Here is a 22,782-nt window from a genome sequence, read left to right on the forward strand (position 1 = left end):
TCCTGAGCATGCAACAGTCCAGCGGACTGTTGCACTCCCGAGCACGCGGAGCGGGCGCAGGGAGGCATCGCGAAGCGGGGGCGAAGGATCCCGTGTGGCAGTTTCCCGCCTGTCATCCTGAGCGAGCGCAGCGAGTCGAAGGATCCCGCGCGGCGCCAGCCGTGACGCTTTCGGCTGGCGCCGCGCGGGATCCTTCGACTGCGCTTCACTGCGTTCGCTTCGCTCAGGATGACAGAAGGGCGGTGCCTTTGCGCTTCGCTCGGGGTGACAAAATGCGGCATCTTTACGTTCCGGTCGGGGTAGCAAAGGGGCGGTGCCTTTGCGCTCCGCTCGCCCGGGACGACGATGCGTCGGCTCGCGGGATGCCGATGGCGGTTTGGCAGCGGAACGGGTTTGAAGGGGCGGGGGGCGAGGAGGCGGGGCGCGGGGTTCGTTGCTCGCGCTTGTTGGGATGTTCGAGGCGGCGAACCGCAAGGGAGGGGAGGACGGCATGGTGCGGGGCATTGCCGGCAGGCGGAAGCGCTACGTGGAGGTGGAAGTGGAATTCCTGGCGGACGGGCTTATCGTGCCGCGCGCCGTGATCTGGCACGACGGGCGGCGCTTTCCCGTGCGGGCCGTGCTGGGCCGCCGTCGGTGCGCTTCGCTCAAGGTGGGCGGCGAGGGCGTGCGCTACGACGTGGTCGTGGGACGTTCCCGCACGTTCCTGTTCCACGAGGATCCGCGCTGGTTCGTGGAGGAGATCGTGCCCGAGACTGCGCCCGACGACGGGTCCGGTGCGTGGGGCGACGCGGTGGACGCCGTCGACGCGGCTGCGTACGGGGCGTGCGGGATGCGAGCGAACGGCGGGTCGGCGGGCGATCGCGCCGACCTCGCGGCGCCTTATCCGCTAGAATGAGCCGATGGCAACGGGTGCCGACGCAGGCGGCGCCTGCCCGCGGACGCGCGCTTCTTGCCGGGCACGCGCGCGAGGCGGATGACGCGCACCCGCGTGCGGAGAGCTTGCCGAAGACGGACGAACGTCGTCGCCGGGTGGGACGTCCGACGGCGCAGGGAGGAAGCGGACATGGACATCGAGATAACGGAGGCGCGGGAGCGCACGCCGGAGCTGGTCGAAGAGCTCGTGCGGGTGTGGGAGCGCTCGGTGCGCGCGACGCACGATTTCCTCACCGAGGAGGACGTGGCCGGCATCCTGCCCCATGTGCCCGGCGCGCTGCTCGCCGACGAACGGTTGGCCGTGGCCTGGGAGGGCGGCCGTCCCGTCGCGTTCGCGGGCGCCCAAGGCGGCAAACTGGAGAAGCTGTTCTGCGCTCCCGAGGCGCGCGGCCGCGGCGTGGGCCGCGCGCTGCTCGCTTACGCGGTGGAGCGGTGGGACGTGCACCGCCTCGACTGCAACGAGCAGAACCCCCAGGCCCGCGGCTTCTACGAGCACGAAGGGTTCGCTGTGGCGAGCCGTTCGGCCACCGACGGCGGCGGGCGTCCGTTCCCGCTGCTGCACATGGAGCGCACGGACGGCATCCGCGCGCAGATGGGGTCGGGGGAGTGGTTCGACGCCGCCGCGCCCGAGCTCGAGGTCGATCGCAACCGGGCGCGCGCCATCATGCGGCGCTTCAACGTCGAAGCCGACCTGTCCGAGGAGGAGCGCCGGGAGCTTCTGGGCGGTCTTCTGGGGTCGTTCGGGGAGGACGCCGTCCTCTCGGTTGGCGCGCAGGTGGACTACGGCTACCGCATCTTCGTGGGGGCGGGTTGCTTCTTCAACTTCAACTGCACGTTTTTGGACGGCGCGGCCATCACGTTCGGCCGCGACGTGTGGGTGGGGCCAAGCTGCACGTTCTGCACGCCGCTGCATCCGCTGCTGGGTCGCGAGCGCGCTATGCGCAAGGACGACGAAGGCGCGCGGCATCTTTGGGAGCGCAACCTGCCCATCACGGTGGGCGACGACGTGTGGATCGCGGCGAACGTCACGGTGAACCCCGGCGTGACCATCGGCGACGGGGCCGTCATCGGCTCGGGCAGCGTGGTGACGAAGGACATCCCGCCCCGCACGCTGGCCTACGGCAACCCCTGCCGCCCCGTCCGTTCGATCACCGAGGCCGACAGCGTCGCCGCCGAGCTGATCGAGGCCGGCATGGCCTGACGCGCTCGAGCGCGGTCGAATGCAATTTCGAAACCGATGCGGGCGGTTGCGCCGCCGTTTATTCGACTGAACTCTCTATTGAACAACGTTTATTGACGCATGTTCAATAGTATGTCAGAATGCTCTCGACGGGACGTGCGGGACGTGCGGCTGGACGATGCGCGGAGCGGTTTGCCGAACGCCCGGCAGCAGCCGACGAGCCGCCCGCTATGCGTGCGGCGAGGCGGTCCGGGAAACGATCGCGAAAAAAGGAGGACGGTGCAGGTGGTTCGCACGGTGAAGGATCCGGAAGAGCGGCGTCTCGAGATACTCGACACGGCCATGCGCCTGTTCATGGAGCGCGGCTACGACGCGGTTTCCATGCGCGACATCGCGCGGGCGGCCGACGTCACGCCGGGGCTCGCATACCACTACTTCGACTCGAAGCAGAAACTGTTCGCCGCCGCGCTCGAAGCGTATGCTGCCGAATGCACGGAGGAATTCCTGCATATCCTCGATGACGGGCAGCTGACCTTGGCCGACAAGATGGACGCGCTGTTCGCCGCCGTGGCCGACGAGGAGGGCCTGCGCTACCACGATTTCTTCCACGCCGAGGGCAACCGCGCGTTCCACGAGCAGCTCTCGTTCGCGCTGTGCGAGCGGATGTACCCGCATCTGCTGGCCGCCGTCAAGGCCGAGGCGCGCCGCCGCGGGGCAGTGGTGCGCGATCCCGAAGTGCTCGTCAACTTCATAACGTACGGCCAGTTGGGGCTCATGTCCGACCGGAGCATGCCCGATCCCCGCAAGCTCGAGCTGATCCGGAACTACGTGGAGGTTCTGATGGAGTCGCAAACCGAGCCCGCATGAACGTGCGCCGCGAGAAACGAAAGAAGCGTCCGCGGGCGGCCGGGGAAGCGAGAAGCGAGTGAGGGGCGAGCGAGAAACGAGCGACAAAAGATGAAAACTATTTCAGGACGAAGCGTGCAGGCAGGCGCATGAAAAAAATGGGTAGTCAAACAGCGAACAAGTGTTTCACGTGAAACACCCGGTCCGATAATCGTGTCGGGTGGAGCGACCGTGTGGGTTCGACTCGCGCGCGGACGATGGTGCGCGCAGGCAGAGTCGTGCACCGCATTGCGCGCGGACGACTGAGCGAATAGGCAGCCCCGTCCCAAACGGGGCATTTTTCGAACTTGTTATTAAACATCGTTCAATGAAAAGGAGACCGACATGGGAGAAGAAAAGCGGCGAACCGGCGGGGCCTCGGAGCAGGACGCCGGCAAGACGCCGGAGCGACCGTCGAGAGAAGCGTCGGAGAACTGGGCCGGCGAGGCGCCACGGGAGCAATCGGCGCCTCCGGCACGGGCGAACGTGCAGAAGCGGGCGGCGGAGCGGCAGGCCCTCGAGCTCAAGGAGGCGTCGAAGCGGGCGTTCGACGGGCAAGCCGCCGTCTACGACGAAGAGGTCTGCGGAAGCCATGCGCGTCGGCTGTACCCGCATGTGGTGGAGGAGGTCGCGGCGCGTTCGCCTCGACGCGTGCTCGACCTGGGCTGCGGAACGGGCGCCCTCGCCGAGCTCGTGCTCGAGGCGCTTCCCGGCTGCGAACTCGCCGGCGTGGACCTTTCAAACGCCATGCTCGCTCGGGCGCGCGAGCGGTTGGGCGACCGGGCGCAGCTCGTGGAAGGCGATAGCGAGCACCTGCCGTTCCCCGACGGCTTCTTCGATGTCGCCTACTGCAACGACTCGTTCCACCATTACCCCGACCCCGATCGGGCGGCGTTCGAAGCGTGGCGCGTGCTGCGGGCGGGCGGCCTGCTCGTGGTGGGCGACTGCTGGCTGCCCGGCCCCGCACGGGCCGTCATGAACGCGTTCTTGCCGCATGGCGGGGAAGGCGACGTGCGCATCTACTCGGAAACCGAGATGCGCGCCGTCTTGGGCACCTGGTTCGACGAGGTTTCGTGGCGCAAGGCGGGATCGCACGGCTGCCTTGTCACGGCTGGGAAGGCCGCTTGAATGACTACCGCGAAAGCCGCGCACCGGCGACGATTCGAATGGGTCCGTGCCACTTGTGGAGAAAATGTATGTCATAGCTAACTCCTATTGTCGGCGGAATGATGTTAGCTTAATCTAACTTACATCGAAAGCGAGTCGCTTTTCAAGCAAGGAACGAACTCGGGAGCGGTCCGACCGCCCGCAGCTTGCATGACCGGCTTTCGACCATCGTCCGCTGACCCGGCGGCGGAGGCTCCTCTCGTCTGGCCATCCGTCGCATTTTCAAGCGGAGGGAAGATCCCCCCTCTTCCCTCCGCTTTTTTTGTTTTGCAGCGAATTCGTCGACCCCCCCACGCGGAAAGCGGCGAGGCTGCCGCTATCAGCACTGCAACCCAGGATCAAGCGGTCGGCGACGAAAGGAACGATGTTCGTGGAAAAGATGTCCGTGTCCTGCGAGGACTACCTAGAGGCCATCGTCGTGCTCGGCGGATCCGGGCGCCATCCCGTGCGCTCCGTCGACGTGGCGGAGAGTCTCGACGTTTCGAAGGCGTCGGTGAGCAAGGCCCTCTCGATTCTGAAAGAGAGGGGCCTGGTCGATCAGCCGCCTTACGGCGACATCACCTTGACCGAAGAAGGGCTGGAATACGGCACGTGGGTGCTCGACCGCCATCGGCTCCTGTTCAAGTTCATGACCGAGACGCTCGGCATCGACTCGGCCACCGCCGACGAGGAGGCATGCAAGATGGAGCACGCCATGAGCGACGAGTCGTTCGCTAAGTGGAGCGCCTTCGTCAACGGCCTCGAACGCGACTAGGGCGACCCGACTGTCGCAGATGGCCGCGCAGGGGTGTTTGAAGTGCTGCGCCCTTATGGCCTTATCCCCGCTCGTCCCTCGATCCGTTCGCTTTTTGTCGCCGACGCGCTTGCGCGCCCTCGTTCCCCTCCCCGTTCTCGACGGGCCGGTCGTTTTCGTCGATAATGTGAGCGGTTTCGCAAGGCGGCGAAGCACGCGGGTTCGAAGCGCGCGCAGGGAAAGGGCGGTCAGCATGAACGCATGCAAGGTTCTCGTGGTGGAAGACGACCCGGACATCAACGCCCTGCTCGTTAAGATCATGGCGCGCGACGGGTTCTCGGTCGCCTCGGCGTTCTCGGGAACCGAGGCGCTGCTGCGCCTGGAGCGCGAGGCGTTCGACCTGGTGCTTCTCGACCTCATGCTGCCCGGCATGGCCGGCAGCGACCTCGTCGCCCGCCTGCGCGGCGAGCAGGGAAGCGACGTGCCGGTCGTCGTCGTGTCGGCGCGGGCGGGCCTTTCCGACAAGGTGGACCTGCTGGCCTTGGGCGCGGACGACTACATCGTCAAGCCGTTCGAGCCCGACGAGGTGTCGGCCCGCGTGCGCGCCGTGCTGCGCCGCTACCGGAAAGGCGTTCGCGCGAGCGCCGACGTCGCGGCGGCCGACGATCCGGTCTTCGTCCGCGGCGCCCTGCGCCTGGAGACGGCCGCGCGACGGGTGGTGCTCGACGGCGTTGAAATCGCGCTCACCGCGCACGAGTTCGACATCCTGCGCGTGCTCATGGAGTCGCCCGACAGGGTGTTCTCGCGCGAGCGCCTCTACGAGCTGGTGTGGAAGGCCGGCTACTACGGCGAGGAGAACGCCGTCAACGTGCACGTGAGCAACATCCGCAAGAAGCTGGCCGCCGTTGACCCGGACGGGGAGTACATCAAAACCGTCTGGGGCATCGGCTTCAAGCTGGCGTGAGAAACGCCCTAAAAGGGGACGCATCCTTTTGGGCATTCCGCTTCGCCCGCCCTCGCGGCATGTCGGTCGGGCGAACGGTACGCGCGGAACGCGCGCGGCCGGAGGAACGCCCACGGCGGCAACCGACGTGCTTTCCGCTCGCGCCGGGGGAGGAGGGCCTTCTTGCTGCCCCGCGGAAACCCCGCGCCCGCTTCGTTTGCTTAAGGGCACGCTGCCCCGTCGGTCGGCTGAAAGCTCCGCTCGTTTGGGACGGAGGGAGGGGGTGGCGCCCCTTTATGCTTTCCTTAACCTTTCTTGAGGACTTATTAAGCGCCGCTGCCGTAAGGTTCCTCTATCATGGTCGGACGGAAGAGAGGGAGAACCTGCCTACATGGATACGGTGATCGAGACGAAGGGGCTCACGAAGCGCTACGGGCGCACGGACGTTTACGCGCTGCGCGACGTGGACGTGCGCGTGCGGCGCGGCGATATTTTCGGCGTGGTGGGCGACAACGGCGCGGGCAAGACCACGCTGTTCAAACTGCTGTGCGGGCTGGCGTTCCCCACGGCGGGGGAGCTGCGCCTGTTCGACGCCTACGCACCGCACGACCTGGAGCGGCAGCGGGCGCGGGTGGGCGCCATCATCGAGCAGCCCGGCTTCTATCCCGCCCTGAGCGTGGAGAAGAACCTGGAGTGCTGCCGCATTCAGAAGGGCGTGCCGGGCAAGGACGCCGTGGAGCGCGTGCTGGACGTGGTGGGGCTCGCGTACGCGAAGCGCTTTCGGTGCCGCGAGCTGTCCATGGGCATGAAGCAGCGCCTGGGCCTGGCGATGGCGCTCTTGGGCGAGCCGGAGGTGCTGATTTTGGACGAGCCCACGAACGGCCTCGACCCCAGCGGCATCGTGGAGATGCGCACGTTCCTGCAACGGCTCAACCGCGAGAAGGGCATCACCGTCGTGGTGTCGAGCCATCACCTGGCCGAACTCGAGCAGCTGGCCACCGTGTACGCCTTCCTGAGCCGCGGCCGCCTGGTCGAGCAGGTGAGCGCCCGGGCGCTGCAGGAGCGCTGCGCCGACTGCATCGACATCGGCGTGTCGGATCCCGCGGGCTTCACCGTGCTGCTCGAGCGCGAGCTTCACCACGAATGCTACCAAGTGCTTCCCGACGGCATCGTGCGCATCTTCGACCCCTCGACCGGCATCGAGGCGTACAGCGGCCTGGCCAGCGGGGCGGGCATGGACATCTACAAGCTCGAACGTCGGAAGACGTCGCTCGAGCAGTACTATCTGGAAATGAAGGAGAAGGGGGCCGCGTGATGCTGAACTATATGAAAAGCGAGCTCTACCGCATCTCGCATGGCACCGAAGCGTACCTGCTCGTCGTTGCTTTGGTTGTTGTCGTGCTGGCGGCGAATATCATCCTGTACGCCATGACGTTCGTGGATCCCACGTTTCCCTATGCGACCGTCCGCTTCTCGTTGAGCAACCTTTTGGGGATGTTCACCATGCTGTTCGCCCTGTCCGGGGTGCTCGTCGCCTTGCTGTACGCCGACGATCGGAAGAACGGCACGTGCAAGAACGCGATCGCTCACGGGTGCTCCCGCACGAGCCTTTTCGTCGGCAAGTGCATCGTCTCGGTTGCGGTGGGCCTCGCGTCCATGGCAGTGGTGCTGGTCGTCTACATCGGAAGCGCGGCGCTCTTGCTCGAAGGCCCCGTTGCCGAACCGGCGGGCGTCCTGTTCACGGCTATTGCGGCCGGACTGCCCTCCATCGTCGCTGCCGCCGTGCTCGCCGTCGCTTTGGAGGGCTACTTCGCCAAAACGGCGACCGCCATCGTCGCCTGGATAGTCGTCGTGTTCGTTGTGCCCCAGGTGCTCGCGCTCATCGGCTTGCGGATCGATCCGGTGGCCGTGTTCGCCGGCTGGCTACCGACCAACATCTTCGGAAACGAAGTCAATATGGCCTTTTTGGGTGGAGACTTCCCTTGGGATCAGCCGTTCGGTTTGGCCAAATGCCTGATCGCCGGTTTCGCCAGCCTGGCTTTGTTCGCCGCCGTGGGTGTGTGGCGCGCTCGCAAGATCGAGCTGTAGGCTAGGGGAGGGCGCATGGCGGATGTCTTGTTGATAGCGGCCCTGATCTGCGCGCTTGCCGTCGCGATCTGGTTCGCCGCGCGCTACCTGCTGCTCAAGCGCTCGCTGCGGCAGGTGGAGCGCGATCTGCGCGCCATCGCGGGGCAGCTTGAGGAGAACCGCATTTTGCGGCTGCCTCGTCCCGACCGCGACATGGAGGCGCTGCTCGGCACCGTCAACGAAGCGCTCGACGGCATCCGCCGGCAGGGCGTGGAGTACGCCCGCCGCGAGGCGGAGCTGAAGGCGCAGGTGGAGAGCATCAGCCACGACCTGCGCACGCCGCTCACCTCCATCCAAGGCTATCTTGCGCTGGTCGACGAGGACGCGCTCGACGCCGAGACGCGTGCGTCGCTCGAGACGGTGGAGCGCAAGGCCGACGCGCTTCAGCGGCTCGTCGCCCAATTCTACGAGCTGTCGCGCCTGCAAGGCGAGGACGGCCCGCTGGAGCTGGAACGCGTGGACGCGGGCCGGCTTTTGCGCGAGTCCGTGGCGGGGCAGTACCGCTTGCTCGCCGAGCGGGGCCTGGACGTGCACCTGTCCGCGCCGGAGCATGCCGTGTGGGCGCGCGCGAACGCCGACGCGCTCGAGCGCGTGTTCTCGAACCTGCTGCACAACGCCGGCAAGTACGCCACGTCCGCGCTTGAGGTATCGGTGCTCCAAACCGCCGAGGAGGACGGCCGGAGAGTGCTCGTCACGTTCGCCAACGACGCGGACGCGCTCGACGGCGACCAGGTGGAACGCCTGTTCGAGCCGTTCTACACGGCGGACGGATCGCGAACGCGGGAAAGCTCCGGCCTCGGCCTCGCCATCGCGCGCCGTCTGCTGGAGCGCATGGGCGGCACCATCGAGGCCCGCCTGGAAAACCGCGACGGCACGTCGTGGTTGCGCTTCGAGATCGCGCTCGGCGCCGACGCCTTCCTTCCGTCCGACTGAAACGAGGCGCACGCGCGCTCCTCGATACGCGAATCGTTCACCCTGGGAAACTTTCTCGTGCCATCTGAGTCGATTAGCGGTACTATGGTTCTCGAAAAGTAAACGATGGTTAACGGGGTCGCGCAGGGGGATTTCGCCGCGGCCGCGGAGGAGACGAGACGTGGGCACCTTGAACAACCTGCCCATCGGGAAGACCGCCACGGTGGTGGCGGTGGGCGGCGAGGGATCGCTGCGGCAGCACTTCCTGGACATGGGCATTATTCCGCAAGTCGACGTGACCATGGTGAAGCACGCCCCGATGGGCGATCCGGTGGAGGTGAGCATCCACGGCTATGAGCTCACGCTGCGCTTGGACGACGCCCGCAAGATCGAGGTGGAGGACGAGCGCGACGCCGCAGCCGAGCGCACCGGCGGCCCCCGGGCGCGCCGCAGTTTCGCCGAGCGCGTGCCGCACCCGGGCCTGGGCGAGGGCGGCAAGTTCCACGACAAGGACGACGAGCAGCCGCTTCCCGAAGGCGAGCCGCTCACGTTCGCGCTCGTGGGCAACCAGAACTGCGGCAAGACCACGCTGTTCAACCAGCTCACCGGAGCGAACCAGCACGTGGGCAACTTCCCCGGCGTCACGGTGGACCGCAAGGACGGGACCATCCGGGGCCATGCGGAGGCGAACGTCACCGACCTGCCAGGCATCTACTCCATGTCGCCGTACTCCAGCGAGGAGGTGGTCACCCGCCGGTTCCTGCTCGACGACCCGCCGCGCGGCATCATCAACATCGTGGACGCCACGAACGTGGAACGCAACCTGTACCTCACCATGCAGCTGTTGGAGCTGGGCGTTCCCATGGTGGTGGCGCTGAACATGATGGACGAGGTGGAGGGCAACGGCGGCACCATCCGCGTGAACGAGATGGAGAAGTTGCTGGGCGTTCCCGTGGTGCCCATCTCGGCTTCGAAGAACGAGGGCATCGGTGAGCTGGTGGACCACGCGCTGCATGTCGCGCGCTTCCAAGAGCCGCCCGTCCACCAGGACTTCTGCGCGGCCGACGAGCACGGCGGCGCGGTGCACCGCTGCCTGCATGGCATCATGGCGCTCGTGAGCGACCATGCCGAGCGCGCCGGCATCCCCGTTCGCTTCGCCGCCAGCAAGCTGGCCGAGGGCGACGGGCTCGTGCTGGAGAAGCTGCACCTCGATCCGAACGAGCAGCACATGCTCGAGCACATCGTGCGCCAGATGGAGACGGAGCGCGGCCTGGACCGCGCGGCCGCCATCGCCGACATGAGGTTCGCCTTCATCGGGAAGGTGTGCGACGAGTGCGTGGTGAAGCCGCGCGAGAGCCGCGAGCACGCCCGCAGCGCGCGCATCGACAAGCTGCTCACCGGCACGTTCACGGCCATTCCCGCGTTCGTGGCCATCATGGCCATCGTGTTCTGGCTCACGTTCAACGTGATCGGCGCGTGGCTGTCGGACGTGCTGGACGCCGGCATCGGGTGGCTCACCGACGTGGTGGCGGGCGGTTTGGCGGCGGCGCAGGTCAACGAAGTGCTGCAATCGCTCGTCATCGACGGCGTGTTCAACGGCGTGGGCAGCGTGCTGAGCTTCCTGCCCACCATCGTCACGCTGTTCTTCTTCCTGTCGCTTCTGGAGGACTCGGGCTACATGGCGCGCGTGGCCTTCGTCATGGACAAGCTGCTGCGCAAGATCGGGCTGTCCGGTCGCAGCATCGTGCCCATGCTCGTGGGCTTCGGCTGCACCGTGCCGGCTGTCATGGCGTCGCGCACGCTGCCCTCCGAGCGCGACCGCAAGATGACGGTCATGCTCACGCCGTTCATGAGCTGCTCGGCCAAGCTGCCCATCTACGCATTCTTCACGGCGGCGTTCTTCCCGGCCACCGGCGCCATCGTCATGGTGGGGCTGTACTTCGGCGGCATCGTCGTGGGCGTGCTGGCGGCGCTCGTGCTGCGCCGCGGCATGTTCTCGGGCGAGGCCGTGCCGTTCGTCATGGAGCTGCCGAACTACCGCATGCCCAGCGCCCGCAACGTGGGCCAGCTTTTGTGGGAGAAGGCGAAGGACTTCTTGGAGCGCGCGTTCACCATCATCTTCGTGGCAACCATCGTCATATGGTTCTTGCAGACGTTCGACTTCGGGCTGAACGTGGTGGCCGACTCGGCCGACAGCATGCTGGCCGTGGTGGCGGGCTGGATCGCGCCGGTGTTCGCGCCGCTCGGCTTCGACGATTGGCGCATCTCCACGGCGCTGGTCACGGGCATCATGGCGAAGGAGAGCGTGGTGTCCACGCTGTCGGTGCTGTTCGGATCGACGGCGGCCCTGGTGGCGGCCATCACGCCGCTGGCGGCGCTGGGGCTTTTGGTGTTCTGCCTGCTGTACACGCCGTGCGTGGCGGCCATCGCCTCGGTGAAGCGCGAGCTGGGCGGGCGCTGGGCGCTGGCCATGGTGTTCGGACAGTTCGCCGTGGCCTGGGTGGCCGCGCTCGCGGTGCGCGGCGTAGGGCTGTTCCTCGAGCTGCCGGCGGGGGACGTGTGGACCGTCGTGGTCGGCCTCGCGATCGCGCTGGCCGTCGCGCTGGTGGCGCGGCGCATGGTTCGCCGACGCCGCGCCGGCGCCGGCAGCTGCGGCGGCTGTTCCGGATGCTCCACGTCCTCGTGCGACGGCTGCGCGCAGGCCCCGATCGGGGCGAAGCTTCCCGACGACGAGGATATGGTGGAAACCCGGCCGCGGTAGCGCCCGCGGGCTCCCGCGCAGGCGCGGGGGAGGCGGGCCTTGGCCGCAGTTGGGGCTCCGCGCGGCTTTCTCGAGGGTTGGGGAGCGGGTCGCACCACGGCACACGGGGACGGTCGAACCCGAAAGCCGGGGAGTTGCGCGGCCATAATCACGGCCGCGCCATGCTCGCAATGCTAACCTGCGGCCAACGTGCGCTCGGCTTTTTCCATGGCGGCATCGCGCAGGAAGCTGGAGCGGCTTTCTCCGGTAGCCTCGGCGGCGCGGTTGATGGTTTGCGCCATGGAGCGCGGAACCTTGAACGAGATCACTTCCAGCGGTTCGTGGGAAAGGCGAGGACGACCTACCACGAGCTTGCCCGGCTTGCCGGGGAATTCGCCGCGCTCGAATGCGTCGGCGATGCGTTCGAGATCGTCGTCGGTCACCACCGCGCCGCTTTTCAGCGTGTACTCCATGGTGCTACCTCCTTCCGTAGCCGAGCTCTTTCTTGAACTTCTTCGTTGCTGGCGTTTTCGCGTGGATCAGCAGCAACGTGCCGTCGGCCAGTACCGCAGCGACGAGCTCTACCTCGCGGCCTTTGCCGTCGAAACCCAAAGCCACCCAGTAATCGTCGCCCCGCGGTCTCTTCCTTGCGAAGTTGTTCCACGCGTACGCGACGTCCTCTTCGGTGAGCCCGTGCTTAAGGGAATGCGGGTGCACGATGATATCGTCCATACCCGTCCTTCCTTTAGTACTACTTTAAAGTACTACTAAAATAGTGGTTGGTCAAGCTTGCTGCAGATGCAATGAACAGCAAGGGCGCCTCGTTTCGACCCTAGCTGCTGTTGGGCCGCAGCATATCACTGTTGATCAGCGGTTTTGTCTCACAAACCTTGCACGAACCTTGCATGGAACCGCCGTGGGTACTACGCGGCAGGTCAGGTGGTTGCTTGGTGCGCAAAGCTAAAACGATAAGAGACCGTGGGGTTTTCGGAGGTTCCCGCAGTCTTTCGAGGGTTGGGGAGCGGCGGCTGCGCGCAGGCGCCGGTGGAAGGCTAGTTGACCAGTGCCTCGACTTCGGGGAAGTCTTGCTGTTCCAGCGTTTTCAGCTGATAGGTGGTTTGGAGGCGCAGCCAGAAATCGGGCGTCGTCCCCAGGGCCTTTCCTATGAGATAGGCCATTTCGGGGGTGATGGCGCGCTTGCCGTGCACGATGTCGGAGATGGCGGATTGCGGCTTTCCGATAGCCTTGGCAAGGCGGTACTGCGAGATCCCGAGGGGCTCGAGGAACTCTTCTTTCAGTATCTCGCCCGGAGCGGATACGCACGAGTCAGTGGTAGTCAACGAGTTCAACTCCTTCGATGCCGCTGGTCGTCCAAGTAAAGCAAAGCCGCCATTGACGATTGACCCTGATGCTGCAGCGTCCGGCTCGGTCGCCTTCGAGGCATTCGAGACGGTTGCCGGGCGGCACGCGCAGGTCGTTCAGAGAGCCGGACGCCTCGGCGGCGTCCATCATCTGAAGCTTGCGGAAAAGCGGCTTGCGAAGTTCCGGCGGCACGCGTCGGGGCTTGAACTTGTCGCTGTCGATCCAGAAAGCTTCGATGTCGCGGTCTTTGAATCGCATGGCTGGCTCCAATGCTTCTGCAAAACAGAATACTACTGCAAATCAGATATAATGGCAACCGGCGAGACAGCTGGCAGCCGGAAGAGCGCGGTTCCCGTCGGTTCTCGGAGCAACGCGCCCTCGCGTTCCTGCGCGGACGCAGGAGAGGCGGGCCTTGCCGGTGCCCCTTTTCGCCATGGTCGTGCCGTGCATCCACGCGCGGGTGCGGGCGGTGCCGATAGCGGCGCAGTATAGCATTCGCGATCCGCGGTTTTGTCTCGCAAACCTTGCACAAACCTTGCACGGAACCGCCGTGGGTACTACGTGGCAGGTCAAGCGGCCGCTTGACCGTTTGTCGGCAAAACGACCGAACCTGTTTTTGGAGATTTTCGGCAGGACCCTATAAATGATATACATTCGGTCTCAAATATGAGAAAGTAAGCGCAAGATAACAAATACGACGAGCAAGGCGGACTCGCTGCGAAATGCGAAGGTGCGCGCCGGCACGCGCTTCATTGGTCGCCGCCCACCGCCTGTCCGGCTCGCCGAAGACGCGAAGGAGCAAACAACATGTCCATGATCAACCGCGAGATCGACGATTTCTCTGTCCAGGCGTTCTCGAACGACGACTTCAAAACCGTCACGAAGGACGACGTGCTGGGCCACTGGAGCGTGTTCTTCTTCTATCCGGCCGACTTCACGTTCGTGTGTCCGACCGAGCTGGAGGACCTGGCGGCCCTCTACGACCAGTTCCAGGCCGCCGACTGCGAGATCTACTCCGTGTCCTGCGACACGCATTTCGTGCACAAGGCGTGGCACGACGCCTCCGAGAACATCAAGAACCTGCCGTACCCGATGCTCGCCGACCCCACGCACAAGCTGGCCGACATCTTCGACGTGTACATCGAGGAGGACGGCGTGGCCGAACGCGGCAGCTTCATCGTGAACCCCGAGGGCAAGATCGTCTGCTACGAGGTGAACGCGGGCAACATCGGCCGCAACGCCGCGGAGCTGCTGCGCCGCGTGCAGGCGAGCCAGTTCGTGGCCGAGCACGGCGACTCCGTGTGCCCCGCGCGCTGGGTGCCGGGCTCCGAGGTGCTGCACCCGGGCATCGACCTGGTGGGCAAGCTGTAAGACGGGCACAGTCGAACCCGTTTCGGCGATAGCTCATCGCGAACGCGGCCTCGGGCATGCCCGAGGCCGCACTGCGTTATCATAGGGCGCAGCTTTTCAAGTTGACGAAAGGATACCCGTGGACGTGGTCCTCAGACCGTTCGAAGACGAAGACGTGCCCCGTCTGCGGCGGTGGCTTGCCGCCGAGCACGTGCGCCCATGGTTCGAGCATCCAGACGCTTGGATCGAAGAGGCGGAGGGCCGCCAAGGCGCGTTCTCGTGGATCCGCCACTTCGTCATCGAGGTCGACGGCGCGCCCAGGGGCTTTTGCCAGTACTACCCGTTCGCGTGCGGCGGCGAGGATTGGAACGGGGCGCAGCCCGTCGCCGGAACCTACAGTCTGGACTACCTGGTGGGAGAGGCCGCCTTCCTGCGCTGCGGCGTCGCCCGCGCGGCCCTTGAACTCCTGGTCGAGCGCCTTGCCGCCGAGCCGGACGCCGAGCGCATTATCGTGCAGCCCGATTCCGGCAACGAGGCGTCTCGCGCGCTGCTTCGCGCGGCGGGCTTCTTCTACGACGAGGCCGACGACCTGTTCGTGCTGGAGGTCTAACCCGTGGGTCGTCGAGAAGGCGGGCGGCGTCGCGTCGCGGACAACGGTGCGAGAAGGTTCCTGATCAAGCGGATGCTGCTCATTCCGTTCGGCGCAGCGGCCCTCGCGGCGACCTTGCTCGTCCAGAGCCATCCCGATTGGGCGGAGGCGTACAGTAGAGCGGTGTATCCCGCGCTGTCCACGGCGGTGGCGTTTTTGCCGTCGTTCGCGGGTTTCTCGGTTGCCGAGTGGACCGTGGCGCTGTTCCTGTTGTTTTGCCTGGGATACGTCGCGTACTACGTCCGCGAGTTCGTCGGAGGCAAGGGCGAGCGCGGTTTGATCGCGTACCGCGCCGCGATGGGGGCGATCGCGATAGCCTGCGCGCTGTACTTCGCCTTCACCGCGCTGTGCGGGCTGAACTACTATCGGCACACCTTCTCCTCGTACACCGGCTACGACGTGGAGGCGGTCGGCGTCGATGCGTCCGAGCGGCAGGAAGAGCTCGCGCGCCTTGCCGCCTCGCTCGCCGAGGGCCTGGGACGGGAGCGGGCTGAGCTCGGCGACGACGCCGATCTGTTCGCCGCCGAGCCGGGCGCGTTCGAGCGCTACGCGCGCGAATCGGTGGAGGCCATGCGCGCGCTGGCCGAGCGCTATCCCGTGCTCGAACGGCCGCTGTACTCGCCGCCCAAGCCGGTGCTCGCCTCCAAGCTCATGTCGTACGCCAACATCGGCGGCATGTTCTTCCCCTTCACCATGGAGTCGAACATCAACGTGGACAACCCGTTTTTCGTGGTGCCGTGGACCATGGCGCACGAGCTGGCGCACCAGTGCGGCTTCATGCGCGAGGACGAGGCCAACTTCATCGCGTATCTGGCCTGCAAGGAGTCCGACGACGCGCTCATGCGCTACAGCGGGCTGCTGCTGGCGTACGACAACGCCATGGGCGCGCTGCGGAAGGTCGATCCGCAGGCGGCGTCGCAGATCGCGGCCGGCCTCGCGCCTGCGGTGCAGCGCGACCTGGCCCAGCGCGCGCGGCACTGGGCGCAGTACGAGGGGCCGGTGCAGGACGCTTCCAGCGCCGCGAACGACGCGTACCTCAAGGCGAACAACCAGTCCGACGGCATGCGCAGCTACGGGCGCATGGTCGACCTGCTGCTGGCCGAGCAGAGGGCGGAGGCGGGCGCGCATCCCGACGCGCAAGACGAACTTCCCTAGACGGAGCGGCTCCTTACGGAAAGCGCCCAGAAGGAACCGTCAACGCTACGCGAACGCCCGGCCGAATTCCCGGGCGCCGTCCAGATAGCCCGTATCCTTGATGGCGCCGCGGCCGTCCATGCCCGGAGCGGTGAACGCACCCTTGTTCTCCCACTTCAGATAGCCGCAGATGTCGGCGAGCTGCGCTTCGGCCGCGGCGTACACGCCCGGCGAGCCGGAGTCCAGCAGAAACGCGAAGGCCTTGATGGAGAAGCCCTTGCGGGCGCGGGCGTACAGGCGGTCGATGAAGCACTTCGATTGCGCCGACACGTCGAACCAGTAGATGGGCGACGCCACCACGAGCGCGTCGACCGCGTCAACGTCGGCCAGAAGCTCGTTCATGTCGTCCTTCTGCACGCACGTGCCGTCGTGCGCGAAGCAGTACTCGCAGGCCAAGCACGGTCCCACCTTGTGCTCGTACAGGTGCCGCACGCACACGTCGTGCCCGGCCTCGCGCGCGCCCTCGGCGAACGCGTCGGCCATGAGGTCGGTGTTCGATCCCTTGCGCGGGCTCCCCGTCACCACCAGAATCTTCATGCGCTGTCCTTTCTCGCCAAACGTCTTCGGACCTCTTTCGCATTGTACGTCTTCGCGCGAGGATCCGCATCGTTGGCGATCGGAATCGTGACGGTTCGCCGTTGCGTCCGATATTCTGCCGAAGGTGGTGTATAACGGGAGCTGCGAAGGAGCGCGAGCCGGGCATGAGTGCGCGGCGACGGCCGGAAGCGAGCACGGCGCACCGGCTGTCCAAGACGCCGAAGATGCGCGGCGCGATCGAACGTAGGAGGCGGCTGTCGATGGAATCCACCGTTCCCGGAACCTTGGTAGGGGGCCATGCGGCCCTAGCCGTGTGCGCGGCGTTGTACTTGGCGTGGTGGTGGGTGTTCTTCAACCCCGCGCTGCCGAAAGCGACCGGGGCCCTGTACGCCGTGGGCGTCGGCTTCATCTTGGGGGCGATTGCGTGCGGCATCGCGGCGATCGTGCTTTTGGCGATGGGCCTCGGCGCGCTCGCGGGGCCGGGCGCGGGCGCCGGCGCGGCTCCTGGGTGGGTGTTCGCCGTGGGCGGCGTTGCGGCTTACGCGCTGCTCGCGTTCGTCACCGTGCGCTTCTTCCAGCGACCCGTCACCACGGAGCTTTTGCTGTTCGTCCTATGGGCGGCGCTCGAGCTGGCCGTGGCGAACGCGCTGCTGGGCGCGGGCGCGCTGCCTCTCGGAGCGTTCTGGGCGATCGTCGCGATCGTCGCGCTCGTCACGGTGGCGAACCTCGTGTGCTACGTGCTGTACTTCCACCTGCCGCCGTTGGCTTCTTTCGTCGACGGGGCCGTGCCCCTCGCCGTCGTCGGCGTGTTCGCGGCCGTTCTGGCCGCCTTCATCGCCCGCCTGTAGGGCTGTAGGGCGGCGCTTCTTTCCGCGACGGCCGTTGCGGCTGCGGTTGTCGCGCGCCTATCGGGGCGACGCGGCTCTTCTTCCCCGGCGTTCGAGCTCGGTGTCGGGGGACGAGGCGTCACGCGGGGAACTCCAGCGCTATGGACAGCACGTCGCCGTCGAGGCGGGCGGACACGGCTATGCCGAGCGCCTTCGCCAGCTGCTCGACGATGGCCAGCCCCAAGCCGCTTCCCTCGCCGGTGCGTGCGGCGCTGCCCTGGTAGAACCGCTCGAACAGGCGCTCCACGTTCACGTCCTGGGGGTTCGCCACGCGGTTCGAGAACGTGACCGCGCGCCCGCTCTGCGCGATGCTCGGCGCGTCGCAGCCGTAGCGCAGCGCATTCACCGCCAGGTTGCGGAATATGCGCGCCAGCGCGTCGGCGTCCGAGGAGGCCACGAGGGGATCGTTCTCCAGCTCGATGGCGGGTTCCCACCCGCGCTCCTTGAACGCGGTGTAGAGCGACGCGAGCGCTTCCGCGAGCACGTCGTTCACGTTCACAGGCTCGCGCTCGATGCGGTGGTCGGGATCCTGCACCTGGGCGTAGGCGTACAGCTGGTCGAGCAGGCCCGCCACGTCGTCGAGCCGCCGTCCCACCACGTCGAGGTAGCGCGCTCGCAGCGCCTCGTCCTCCTCGGCGGCCACAAGCTGCGCGTAGCCCTGCGCGCCGGCCAGGGGCGTGCGAATGTCGTGCGAGAGGTAGGTGAGCCCGCGGCGCAGGTCGCGCTTGCCCTCTTCGGCCGCTATGCGCTCGCCTTGATGGCGGTCGAGCTGGCGGTTGACGGCCTGCGCCAGGCGCACGAACCCGCGCGTGTGCACCGACACCGTGACGCGGGCGTTGCTCTGCGTGTCGCGGGTCACCAGGAACCGCGCGATGGCGCGCAGTTCCCGTTCCGAGCGGACGAGTTGGACCGTCAGGGCGACGACGGCGACGGCGAGCAGGGCGACCGCGATTTCCATAGCCTAGATGTCCTTCTTCTGGAGGGCCAAGGCGCTCAGCGCAGCGCTCGCGACAAGGAACACCAGCGCCGTGCAGGCCACGTGCACCGGGCTCAGGCCGCCCGCCACGTTCAGGCCCTGGCCGAGCGAGGCCATGCAGGAGCCCAGCGTGAAGTCGGCAAGGTGCATGAGGTCGGGGAACAGCAGCAGGATGGCTTGCAAGATGCTCGTGACCAGGCCGGCAGACAGCAGCACGCCCACCACGATGCCCACGGCCATCTTGCGCGTCAACCATACGAACAGCGCCGTTATCATGCCGAACCCGGCGGTCACGAGGGTCACGAGCACGCTCCACAGCAGGAAATCGGGCAGGGGGGAGGGGGCGAGGTCGAGCCCGAACAAAGCCGCCGACGCGAGCGTCGCCGCGAGGGCGACCGCGACGAACACCGCGGCCAGCACGACGATCTCCACCACGCGCGCACCGAGGAACGCCAGGCGGTTCGGCTGCACGGTGAACACGTTCTTGCTGAAGCCGGTTTCGAACTCGGATGCCAGGAAGATGGAGAGGAAGATGGCGAACATGATGGTGAGCGCGCCGCCGTTCAGGAACAGCTTGCCGATATAGGCCATCTGCGTGATGTCCCCGGACAGCATGGCGATCGCGGCGTTCACGTCGGCGTAATCGCTCGTGTCGAAGTCCGGACCGGAGGTGATCGAGAACCTGAAGCCCGAGCGGGCCGCCGCGTCGCTGGCCGACTGCATCGACTGCAGGAACTCGGGGCTCGTGACGGCGCTCATCATGCCCGTGGCCAGCGCCGCCGTGGCCACGATGATAACCAGAAATATCCAGAACGACTTGCCGTGGACGAGCCGGTACACGTCCATTCTCATGATATTAACCACGGTACTCAGCCCCCATCATCTCAACGAAGAACTCTTCCAGATCGCGTTTGTGGGCGTACAGCCCCTGTATGGCGATGCCCGCCTCGTTCAGCGCCGAGCCCACTTCGCCCGCATCGACGCTGCCGAACATGCGGATGGACGCGTCGGGCATGGACTGGAAGCGCAGGGCGGGGAACCGCTCCTGCAGCACGGCCAGGGCGAGCGTCGGGTTCGCCGCGTCGAGGCGCAGGAAGTCGCTGCATTCTTGATCGACGTCGGCGGCCGACATCTCGCGCACCATCCGGCCCTCGCGGATGACGCCGTAGCGCGTGGCCATCTTGCCCAGCTGCTCCAGCGCGTGCGAGCTCACCACCACCGTGATGCCGCGCTGGTCGTTGAGGTGCATGATGAGCTGGCGCACCTCGCGCGCGCCCTCGGGGTCCAACCCGTTGAGCGGCTCGTCCAGCAGCAGCAGGTCGGGATCGCCCAGCAGCGCGAGCGCCAGGCCCAGGCGCTGCTTCATGCCCATGGAGAAGTGCCGGGTCTTCTTCGAGCCAACGCCGCTCAGGCCCGTGAACGCCAGCAGGTTTCGCACCTTGTCCTTCGGGTCGACGAGCCCCAGCGCGAGCGCCTTGAGCATCATGTTGTCGTAGGCGGTCATGGAGCCGTACAGGCCCGGCGCCTCGATGAGCGCGCCGATGCGCCGGGACGTGCCCGCCTCCTTCGGATCCGTGCCGAACACCCGCACCTCTCCGCCGTCTGCGGCGGCAAGCCCCGCGAGCATCCTCATCACCGTCGTCTTGCCGGCGCCGTTGCGTCCCACGAACCCGTAGACGTCGCCTTGGTTCACGTGCATGTCGAACTGGTCGACGGCCGCTCGGCCGCCGAAGGTTTTCACGAGCCCGTGCGTCTCGATTACGTTCACGCTGCGCTCCTTCCGTATCGTCGCGTTTTCCTCATGTCCACCACGATACGGAAAAGGTGTTCAGCAATCCGCTCGGAAATGGTTAAGAAAGGGTAAAGTTCGCTTCGCTCTGCTATCGCGCATGTCGTTTGCCGTCATCCTAAGCGAAGGCGGAACCGGCTGCCCCGTTCATCAGTCCGTTAGTTTGAACCCGATACCCCACACCGTCTCGATGTAGCCCTCGGTGCCGGTGGGTTTCAACTTGCCGCGGATGTTGCTGATGTGCACGTTCACGGCCTTCTCCTCCACGAAGCATTCCTCGTTCCAAGCCGCCCTGAACAGCTCTTGTTTCGTGAACACTTTCTTGGGTCGGCGCACCAAGGTCTCGACGATGTCGTACTCCAGGCGCGTGAGCTTCACCGGCTGGCCGGCGGCGACGAGGGTGCGCCCCTCGGGGTCGAGCACCCAGTCCTTGAAGCGCAGCCCGGCGCTGCTGCGCCCGGCGCCGCGGGCGGCGTGGCGCAGCTGCACGGCGATGCGCGCGTGCAGTTCGTCCAGGTCGAAGGGCTTGGTCAGGTAGTCGTCGGCGCCCAGCTTCAGCAGTTCCACCTTGTCGTTCGTGCCGGTGCGGGCGGACACGACGATGATGGGCGCGTCGCTGCGGTTGCGGATCTCGCGCACGAGGTCCTCGCCGGACGCGCCCGGCAGCATGAGGTCGGTGACGACGAGGTCGAACGGCGCCTCGCCCTCCATGGCCGCCGTCTTCAGCAGCAGGCGCGCCTCGCTGCCCGAGAACGCCTGCTCGCACGCGTAGCCCGCCTTCCGAAGCGAGGTGGCCACCACGTCGTTGATGTCGATGTCGTCCTCGATGACGAGGATGCGCGCGTTGTCTTCCATGCGGATATTGTAGCGCAGCGGGGAGGGTATGGATGCTCGTTTTCGCATACCGGGCGAAGCCGAGTTCCTGCGTTCAAGCGGCGTTCGGCACAAAAGTTACCGATTCACTGCAAGTTCGGCGGGGAAAGGCTCGTCGAAAACGCGCGAATGGAATCCCTTCCCAGTGTTTCCCCTGTTCGCGAAAGACGGGGATGACGCTTCACCTTTCACGGGGGCGCTCCAACGCAGAGCATCGGTGATTTTCGTGCCGCACCTCTTCGCGTTGCTGCTAGAATAGCGTCATCAAAGAGCCAGTGCAGGCGCTCTTCGCCCAAGCGAAGCAGCCCATTGCGGAAACGGTGCCCTCGCTTCCCCTACCACGCTTGCAAGATCCTCTGAGCAACGGGCTTGCAAAGGAGGCTCCATGCCTGCTCTCAATTCGCGCGCGAACGTGGATCCGCACATTTTCTTCGGATACGAGACGGCTTTTCGGATACTGCGTCGGGTTCCACCTGCGGCGCTTCTCCCGGCGAGAGGGAAAGCATGCGCTCTGCCCGACCGTGCGCCGTCTGCAGGCGAGATCGAAGCTGCGGTCGGTCGTCTGGAGACAGCCTACCCGGGACTTGTCGTCGAAGGTCCCTGGCACGTCCTTGTCGGGGGCGCTGTACAACGTCGAGCCTCGCAGGCTTGTCGGTGGCATGCCTGCACCGCGTCGCTTTCGGGTATGTCGTTTTACCAGTTGGAGGGCGGTATATTCGTCAGCGCGCCGACTCTTGCCTTCGTTCACGAGGCGACTCGGGAGGCAAGCGCGGTTGCCCTGCTCGAGTTGGGTTACGAGTTGTGTGGAACGTACCAGACCAGGCGCACAGGCCCCTCGTCAGCCTACGATGTGGTTCCTCTTGCATCCGTGCGGGAGCTCGGCGACTACGTGGCGCGAAACCCTTCGGTCTACGGCGCCCGCAAGGTTGCCCGCATTGTCCGCTACCTTGCCGACGGCTCCGCTTCGGCGCGCGAGACGAAGCAGGCCCTCGTGCTCGGGCTGCCGCACCGGCATGGAGGCTACGGTTTGGGAATCCCCCATATGAATTACGAAGTGAAGGCGAGCGGGCCCGCGCGGGCGATTTCCGGGAAGGGGTTCTTTCGGGCCGATCTTTGCTGGCCTGAGAAAAAGCTGGACGTGGAGTACCAAAGCAGGGAGCGCCACGAAGGGGAGCTCGTTCGCATAACGGACTCGAGAAGGACGAACGCCCTGATGTCCATGGGCTGGACCGTGGTGGGCGTCACGAACGATGAGCTGGACAGTTTCGTCGCGACCGAGACGATAGCGCACACGTTGAGACGTTATCTGGGAAAGCATTCGCAGATCCGCGTCTCGAATTACCATGCTCGCAAGCTGAAGCTCAGAAGACAGCTGGGACTGCCGATGGGGTACGAGTAGGTGGCGGAGCGGCCGCCTGCGTGCTAGGGGTTGCACGCGATTCGCACGAGAGCCAATTGTGACGGAACTACGTCAGGGCTCCTGCGGCCGATGCTCGTCCTTTCCTTGCACTTGTGCGGGGAGTCGGCGGGTACGGCGGCACCGAA

At 66.1% G+C, this 22,782-nt stretch carries 24 protein-coding genes; 15 read left to right on the forward strand and 9 right to left on the reverse strand.

What is annotated here, in order from left to right:
* Positions 1–490: 490 nt before the first annotated feature.
* The 10 genes from HCH03_RS16510 (at position 491) to feoB (ending at position 11,641) form a co-directional block, all read left to right on the forward strand.
* Positions 491–895, forward strand: coding sequence for an outer dense fiber protein 1 (locus HCH03_RS16510; protein WP_246600078.1), 405 nt, complete (start codon positions 491–493; stop codon positions 893–895).
* Between the two features lie 168 nt (positions 896–1,063).
* Complete coding sequence (locus tag HCH03_RS15175; RefSeq protein ID WP_221690164.1) at positions 1,064–2,134, forward strand: GNAT family N-acetyltransferase; 1,071 nt, start codon at positions 1,064–1,066, stop codon at positions 2,132–2,134.
* Between the two features lie 258 nt (positions 2,135–2,392).
* Entirely contained in the window at positions 2,393–2,980 is a 588-nt protein-coding gene (locus HCH03_RS15180) for a TetR/AcrR family transcriptional regulator (protein ID WP_221690165.1), read from the forward strand.
* Positions 2,981–3,343: 363 nt separating this feature from the next.
* On the forward strand, positions 3,344–4,126 hold the full coding sequence (locus HCH03_RS15185) for a class I SAM-dependent methyltransferase (RefSeq protein WP_221690166.1): 783 nt from the start codon (positions 3,344–3,346) through the stop codon (positions 4,124–4,126).
* A 409-nt stretch (positions 4,127–4,535) separates the two neighbouring features.
* A complete protein-coding gene (locus tag HCH03_RS15190) occupies positions 4,536–4,919 on the forward strand; it encodes a metal-dependent transcriptional regulator (protein WP_185905184.1) in 384 nt (127 codons plus the stop codon).
* A 232-nt stretch (positions 4,920–5,151) separates the two neighbouring features.
* Positions 5,152–5,862 carry a response regulator transcription factor gene (locus tag HCH03_RS15195; protein WP_221690167.1) on the forward strand — a complete coding sequence of 237 codons (711 nt, stop codon included), beginning with the start codon at positions 5,152–5,154 and terminating at the stop codon, positions 5,860–5,862.
* A gap of 370 nt (positions 5,863–6,232) precedes the next feature.
* Complete coding sequence (locus HCH03_RS15200; protein WP_221690168.1) at positions 6,233–7,156, forward strand: ABC transporter ATP-binding protein; 924 nt, start codon at positions 6,233–6,235, stop codon at positions 7,154–7,156.
* Positions 7,156–7,929 (forward strand): ABC transporter permease, encoded by a 774-nt coding sequence (locus HCH03_RS15205; protein WP_246600082.1) that lies wholly within the window; start codon positions 7,156–7,158, stop codon positions 7,927–7,929. Before HCH03_RS15200 ends, HCH03_RS15205 begins: the two co-directional genes overlap by 1 nt.
* Positions 7,930–7,944: 15 nt before the next feature.
* Positions 7,945–8,901 (forward strand): sensor histidine kinase, encoded by a 957-nt coding sequence (locus HCH03_RS15210; protein ID WP_221690170.1) that lies wholly within the window; start codon positions 7,945–7,947, stop codon positions 8,899–8,901.
* Between the two features lie 160 nt (positions 8,902–9,061).
* Positions 9,062–11,641: a ferrous iron transport protein B gene (gene feoB, locus HCH03_RS15215; protein WP_221690171.1), complete on the forward strand. Its 2,580-nt coding sequence runs from the start codon at positions 9,062–9,064 to the stop codon at positions 11,639–11,641.
* A 173-nt stretch (positions 11,642–11,814) separates the two neighbouring features.
* Here the strand turns inward: feoB and HCH03_RS15220 are convergent, their stop codons facing one another.
* From HCH03_RS15220 to HCH03_RS15235, 4 genes are all read right to left on the reverse strand, one after another.
* On the reverse strand, positions 11,815–12,093 hold the full coding sequence (locus HCH03_RS15220; protein WP_221690172.1) for a ribbon-helix-helix domain-containing protein: 279 nt from the start codon (positions 12,091–12,093) through the stop codon (positions 11,815–11,817).
* A 4-nt stretch (positions 12,094–12,097) separates the two neighbouring features.
* Positions 12,098–12,352 (reverse strand): hypothetical protein, encoded by a 255-nt coding sequence (locus HCH03_RS15225; protein WP_080142579.1) that lies wholly within the window; start codon positions 12,350–12,352, stop codon positions 12,098–12,100.
* Between the two features lie 320 nt (positions 12,353–12,672).
* On the reverse strand, positions 12,673–12,960 hold the full coding sequence (locus HCH03_RS15230) for a HigA family addiction module antitoxin (RefSeq protein ID WP_221690173.1): 288 nt from the start codon (positions 12,958–12,960) through the stop codon (positions 12,673–12,675).
* The gene (locus HCH03_RS15235; RefSeq protein ID WP_221690174.1) at positions 12,947–13,240 is read right to left on the reverse strand and encodes a type II toxin-antitoxin system RelE/ParE family toxin; all 294 of its coding nucleotides are present in this window, start codon (positions 13,238–13,240) and stop codon (positions 12,947–12,949) included. The genes HCH03_RS15230 and HCH03_RS15235 overlap by 14 nt, the downstream gene beginning before the upstream one ends.
* A 549-nt stretch (positions 13,241–13,789) precedes the next feature.
* Here HCH03_RS15235 and ahpC point away from each other — a divergent pair.
* The 3 genes from ahpC to HCH03_RS15250 all read left to right on the forward strand — a co-directional run bounded on the left by ahpC (position 13,790) and on the right by HCH03_RS15250 (position 16,136).
* The gene (ahpC, locus tag HCH03_RS15240) at positions 13,790–14,353 is read left to right on the forward strand and encodes an alkyl hydroperoxide reductase subunit C (RefSeq protein WP_114602305.1); all 564 of its coding nucleotides are present in this window, start codon (positions 13,790–13,792) and stop codon (positions 14,351–14,353) included.
* A gap of 124 nt (positions 14,354–14,477) precedes the next feature.
* Positions 14,478–14,942, forward strand: coding sequence for a GNAT family N-acetyltransferase (locus tag HCH03_RS15245; protein WP_368042463.1), 465 nt, complete (start codon positions 14,478–14,480; stop codon positions 14,940–14,942).
* A 72-nt stretch (positions 14,943–15,014) separates the two neighbouring features.
* Positions 15,015–16,136, forward strand: coding sequence for a DUF3810 domain-containing protein (locus tag HCH03_RS15250; RefSeq protein ID WP_221690176.1), 1,122 nt, complete (start codon positions 15,015–15,017; stop codon positions 16,134–16,136).
* Positions 16,137–16,181: 45 nt separating this feature from the next.
* Here the strand turns inward: HCH03_RS15250 and HCH03_RS15255 are convergent, their stop codons facing one another.
* A complete protein-coding gene (locus tag HCH03_RS15255) occupies positions 16,182–16,712 on the reverse strand; it encodes a flavodoxin family protein (protein ID WP_221690177.1) in 531 nt (176 codons plus the stop codon).
* Positions 16,713–16,972: 260 nt separating this feature from the next.
* Between HCH03_RS15255 and HCH03_RS15260 the strand changes: the two genes are divergently transcribed.
* The gene (locus HCH03_RS15260) at positions 16,973–17,560 is read left to right on the forward strand and encodes a hypothetical protein (protein ID WP_221690178.1); all 588 of its coding nucleotides are present in this window, start codon (positions 16,973–16,975) and stop codon (positions 17,558–17,560) included.
* Between the two features lie 118 nt (positions 17,561–17,678).
* Here HCH03_RS15260 and HCH03_RS15265 read toward each other — a convergent pair whose 3' ends face one another.
* The 4 genes from HCH03_RS15265 to HCH03_RS15280 all read right to left on the reverse strand — a co-directional run bounded on the left by HCH03_RS15265 (position 17,679) and on the right by HCH03_RS15280 (position 21,219).
* Positions 17,679–18,557 (reverse strand): sensor histidine kinase, encoded by an 879-nt coding sequence (locus tag HCH03_RS15265; RefSeq protein ID WP_221690179.1) that lies wholly within the window; start codon positions 18,555–18,557, stop codon positions 17,679–17,681.
* Between the two features lie 3 nt (positions 18,558–18,560).
* Positions 18,561–19,439, reverse strand: a complete 879-nt coding sequence (locus HCH03_RS15270) for an ABC transporter permease (protein WP_368042464.1) — start codon at positions 19,437–19,439, stop codon at positions 18,561–18,563.
* Positions 19,432–20,343 carry an ATP-binding cassette domain-containing protein gene (locus HCH03_RS15275; RefSeq protein ID WP_221690180.1) on the reverse strand — a complete coding sequence of 304 codons (912 nt, stop codon included), beginning with the start codon at positions 20,341–20,343 and terminating at the stop codon, positions 19,432–19,434. The genes HCH03_RS15270 and HCH03_RS15275 overlap by 8 nt, the downstream gene beginning before the upstream one ends.
* 171 nt (positions 20,344–20,514) lie before the next feature.
* Complete coding sequence (locus HCH03_RS15280; protein ID WP_221690181.1) at positions 20,515–21,219, reverse strand: response regulator transcription factor; 705 nt, start codon at positions 21,217–21,219, stop codon at positions 20,515–20,517.
* A gap of 403 nt (positions 21,220–21,622) precedes the next feature.
* Here HCH03_RS15280 and HCH03_RS15285 point away from each other — a divergent pair, with 403 nt between their 5' ends.
* Positions 21,623–22,636, forward strand: a complete 1,014-nt coding sequence (locus HCH03_RS15285) for an endonuclease domain-containing protein (RefSeq protein WP_221690182.1) — start codon at positions 21,623–21,625, stop codon at positions 22,634–22,636.
* Positions 22,637–22,782: the final 146 nt, after the last annotated feature.

The organism is Gordonibacter massiliensis (ex Traore et al. 2017), assembly GCF_019731765.1.
GTDB lineage: Bacteria > Actinomycetota > Coriobacteriia > Coriobacteriales > Eggerthellaceae > Gordonibacter > Gordonibacter massiliensis.

Bases quoted from the DNA above. Each gene is read 5' to 3' on its own strand.
- HCH03_RS15175 (WP_221690164.1), top strand. From the start codon at position 1,064: ATGGACATCGAGATAACGGAGGCGCGGGAGCGCACGCCGGAGCTGGTC.
- HCH03_RS15200 (WP_221690168.1), top strand. From the start codon at position 6,233: ATGGATACGGTGATCGAGACGAAGGGGCTCACGAAGCGCTACGGGCGC.
- HCH03_RS15220 (WP_221690172.1), bottom strand. From the start codon at position 12,093: ATGGAGTACACGCTGAAAAGCGGCGCGGTGGTGACCGACGACGATCTC.
- HCH03_RS15255 (WP_221690177.1), bottom strand. From the start codon at position 16,712: ATGAAGATTCTGGTGGTGACGGGGAGCCCGCGCAAGGGATCGAACACC.
- HCH03_RS15195 (WP_221690167.1), top strand. From the start codon at position 5,152: ATGAACGCATGCAAGGTTCTCGTGGTGGAAGACGACCCGGACATCAAC.
- HCH03_RS15280 (WP_221690181.1), bottom strand. From the start codon at position 21,219: ATGGAAGACAACGCGCGCATCCTCGTCATCGAGGACGACATCGACATC.
- HCH03_RS15225 (WP_080142579.1), bottom strand. From the start codon at position 12,352: ATGGACGATATCATCGTGCACCCGCATTCCCTTAAGCACGGGCTCACC.
- ahpC (WP_114602305.1), top strand. From the start codon at position 13,790: ATGTCCATGATCAACCGCGAGATCGACGATTTCTCTGTCCAGGCGTTC.
- HCH03_RS15210 (WP_221690170.1), top strand. From the start codon at position 7,945: ATGGCGGATGTCTTGTTGATAGCGGCCCTGATCTGCGCGCTTGCCGTC.
- HCH03_RS15205 (WP_246600082.1), top strand. From the start codon at position 7,156: ATGCTGAACTATATGAAAAGCGAGCTCTACCGCATCTCGCATGGCACC.
- HCH03_RS15235 (WP_221690174.1), bottom strand. From the start codon at position 13,240: ATGCGATTCAAAGACCGCGACATCGAAGCTTTCTGGATCGACAGCGAC.
- HCH03_RS16510 (WP_246600078.1), top strand. From the start codon at position 491: ATGGTGCGGGGCATTGCCGGCAGGCGGAAGCGCTACGTGGAGGTGGAA.
- HCH03_RS15265 (WP_221690179.1), bottom strand. From the start codon at position 18,557: ATGGAAATCGCGGTCGCCCTGCTCGCCGTCGCCGTCGTCGCCCTGACG.
- HCH03_RS15185 (WP_221690166.1), top strand. From the start codon at position 3,344: ATGGGAGAAGAAAAGCGGCGAACCGGCGGGGCCTCGGAGCAGGACGCC.
- HCH03_RS15250 (WP_221690176.1), top strand. From the start codon at position 15,015: ATGCTGCTCATTCCGTTCGGCGCAGCGGCCCTCGCGGCGACCTTGCTC.
- HCH03_RS15260 (WP_221690178.1), top strand. From the start codon at position 16,973: ATGGAATCCACCGTTCCCGGAACCTTGGTAGGGGGCCATGCGGCCCTA.
- HCH03_RS15285 (WP_221690182.1), top strand. From the start codon at position 21,623: ATGCCTGCTCTCAATTCGCGCGCGAACGTGGATCCGCACATTTTCTTC.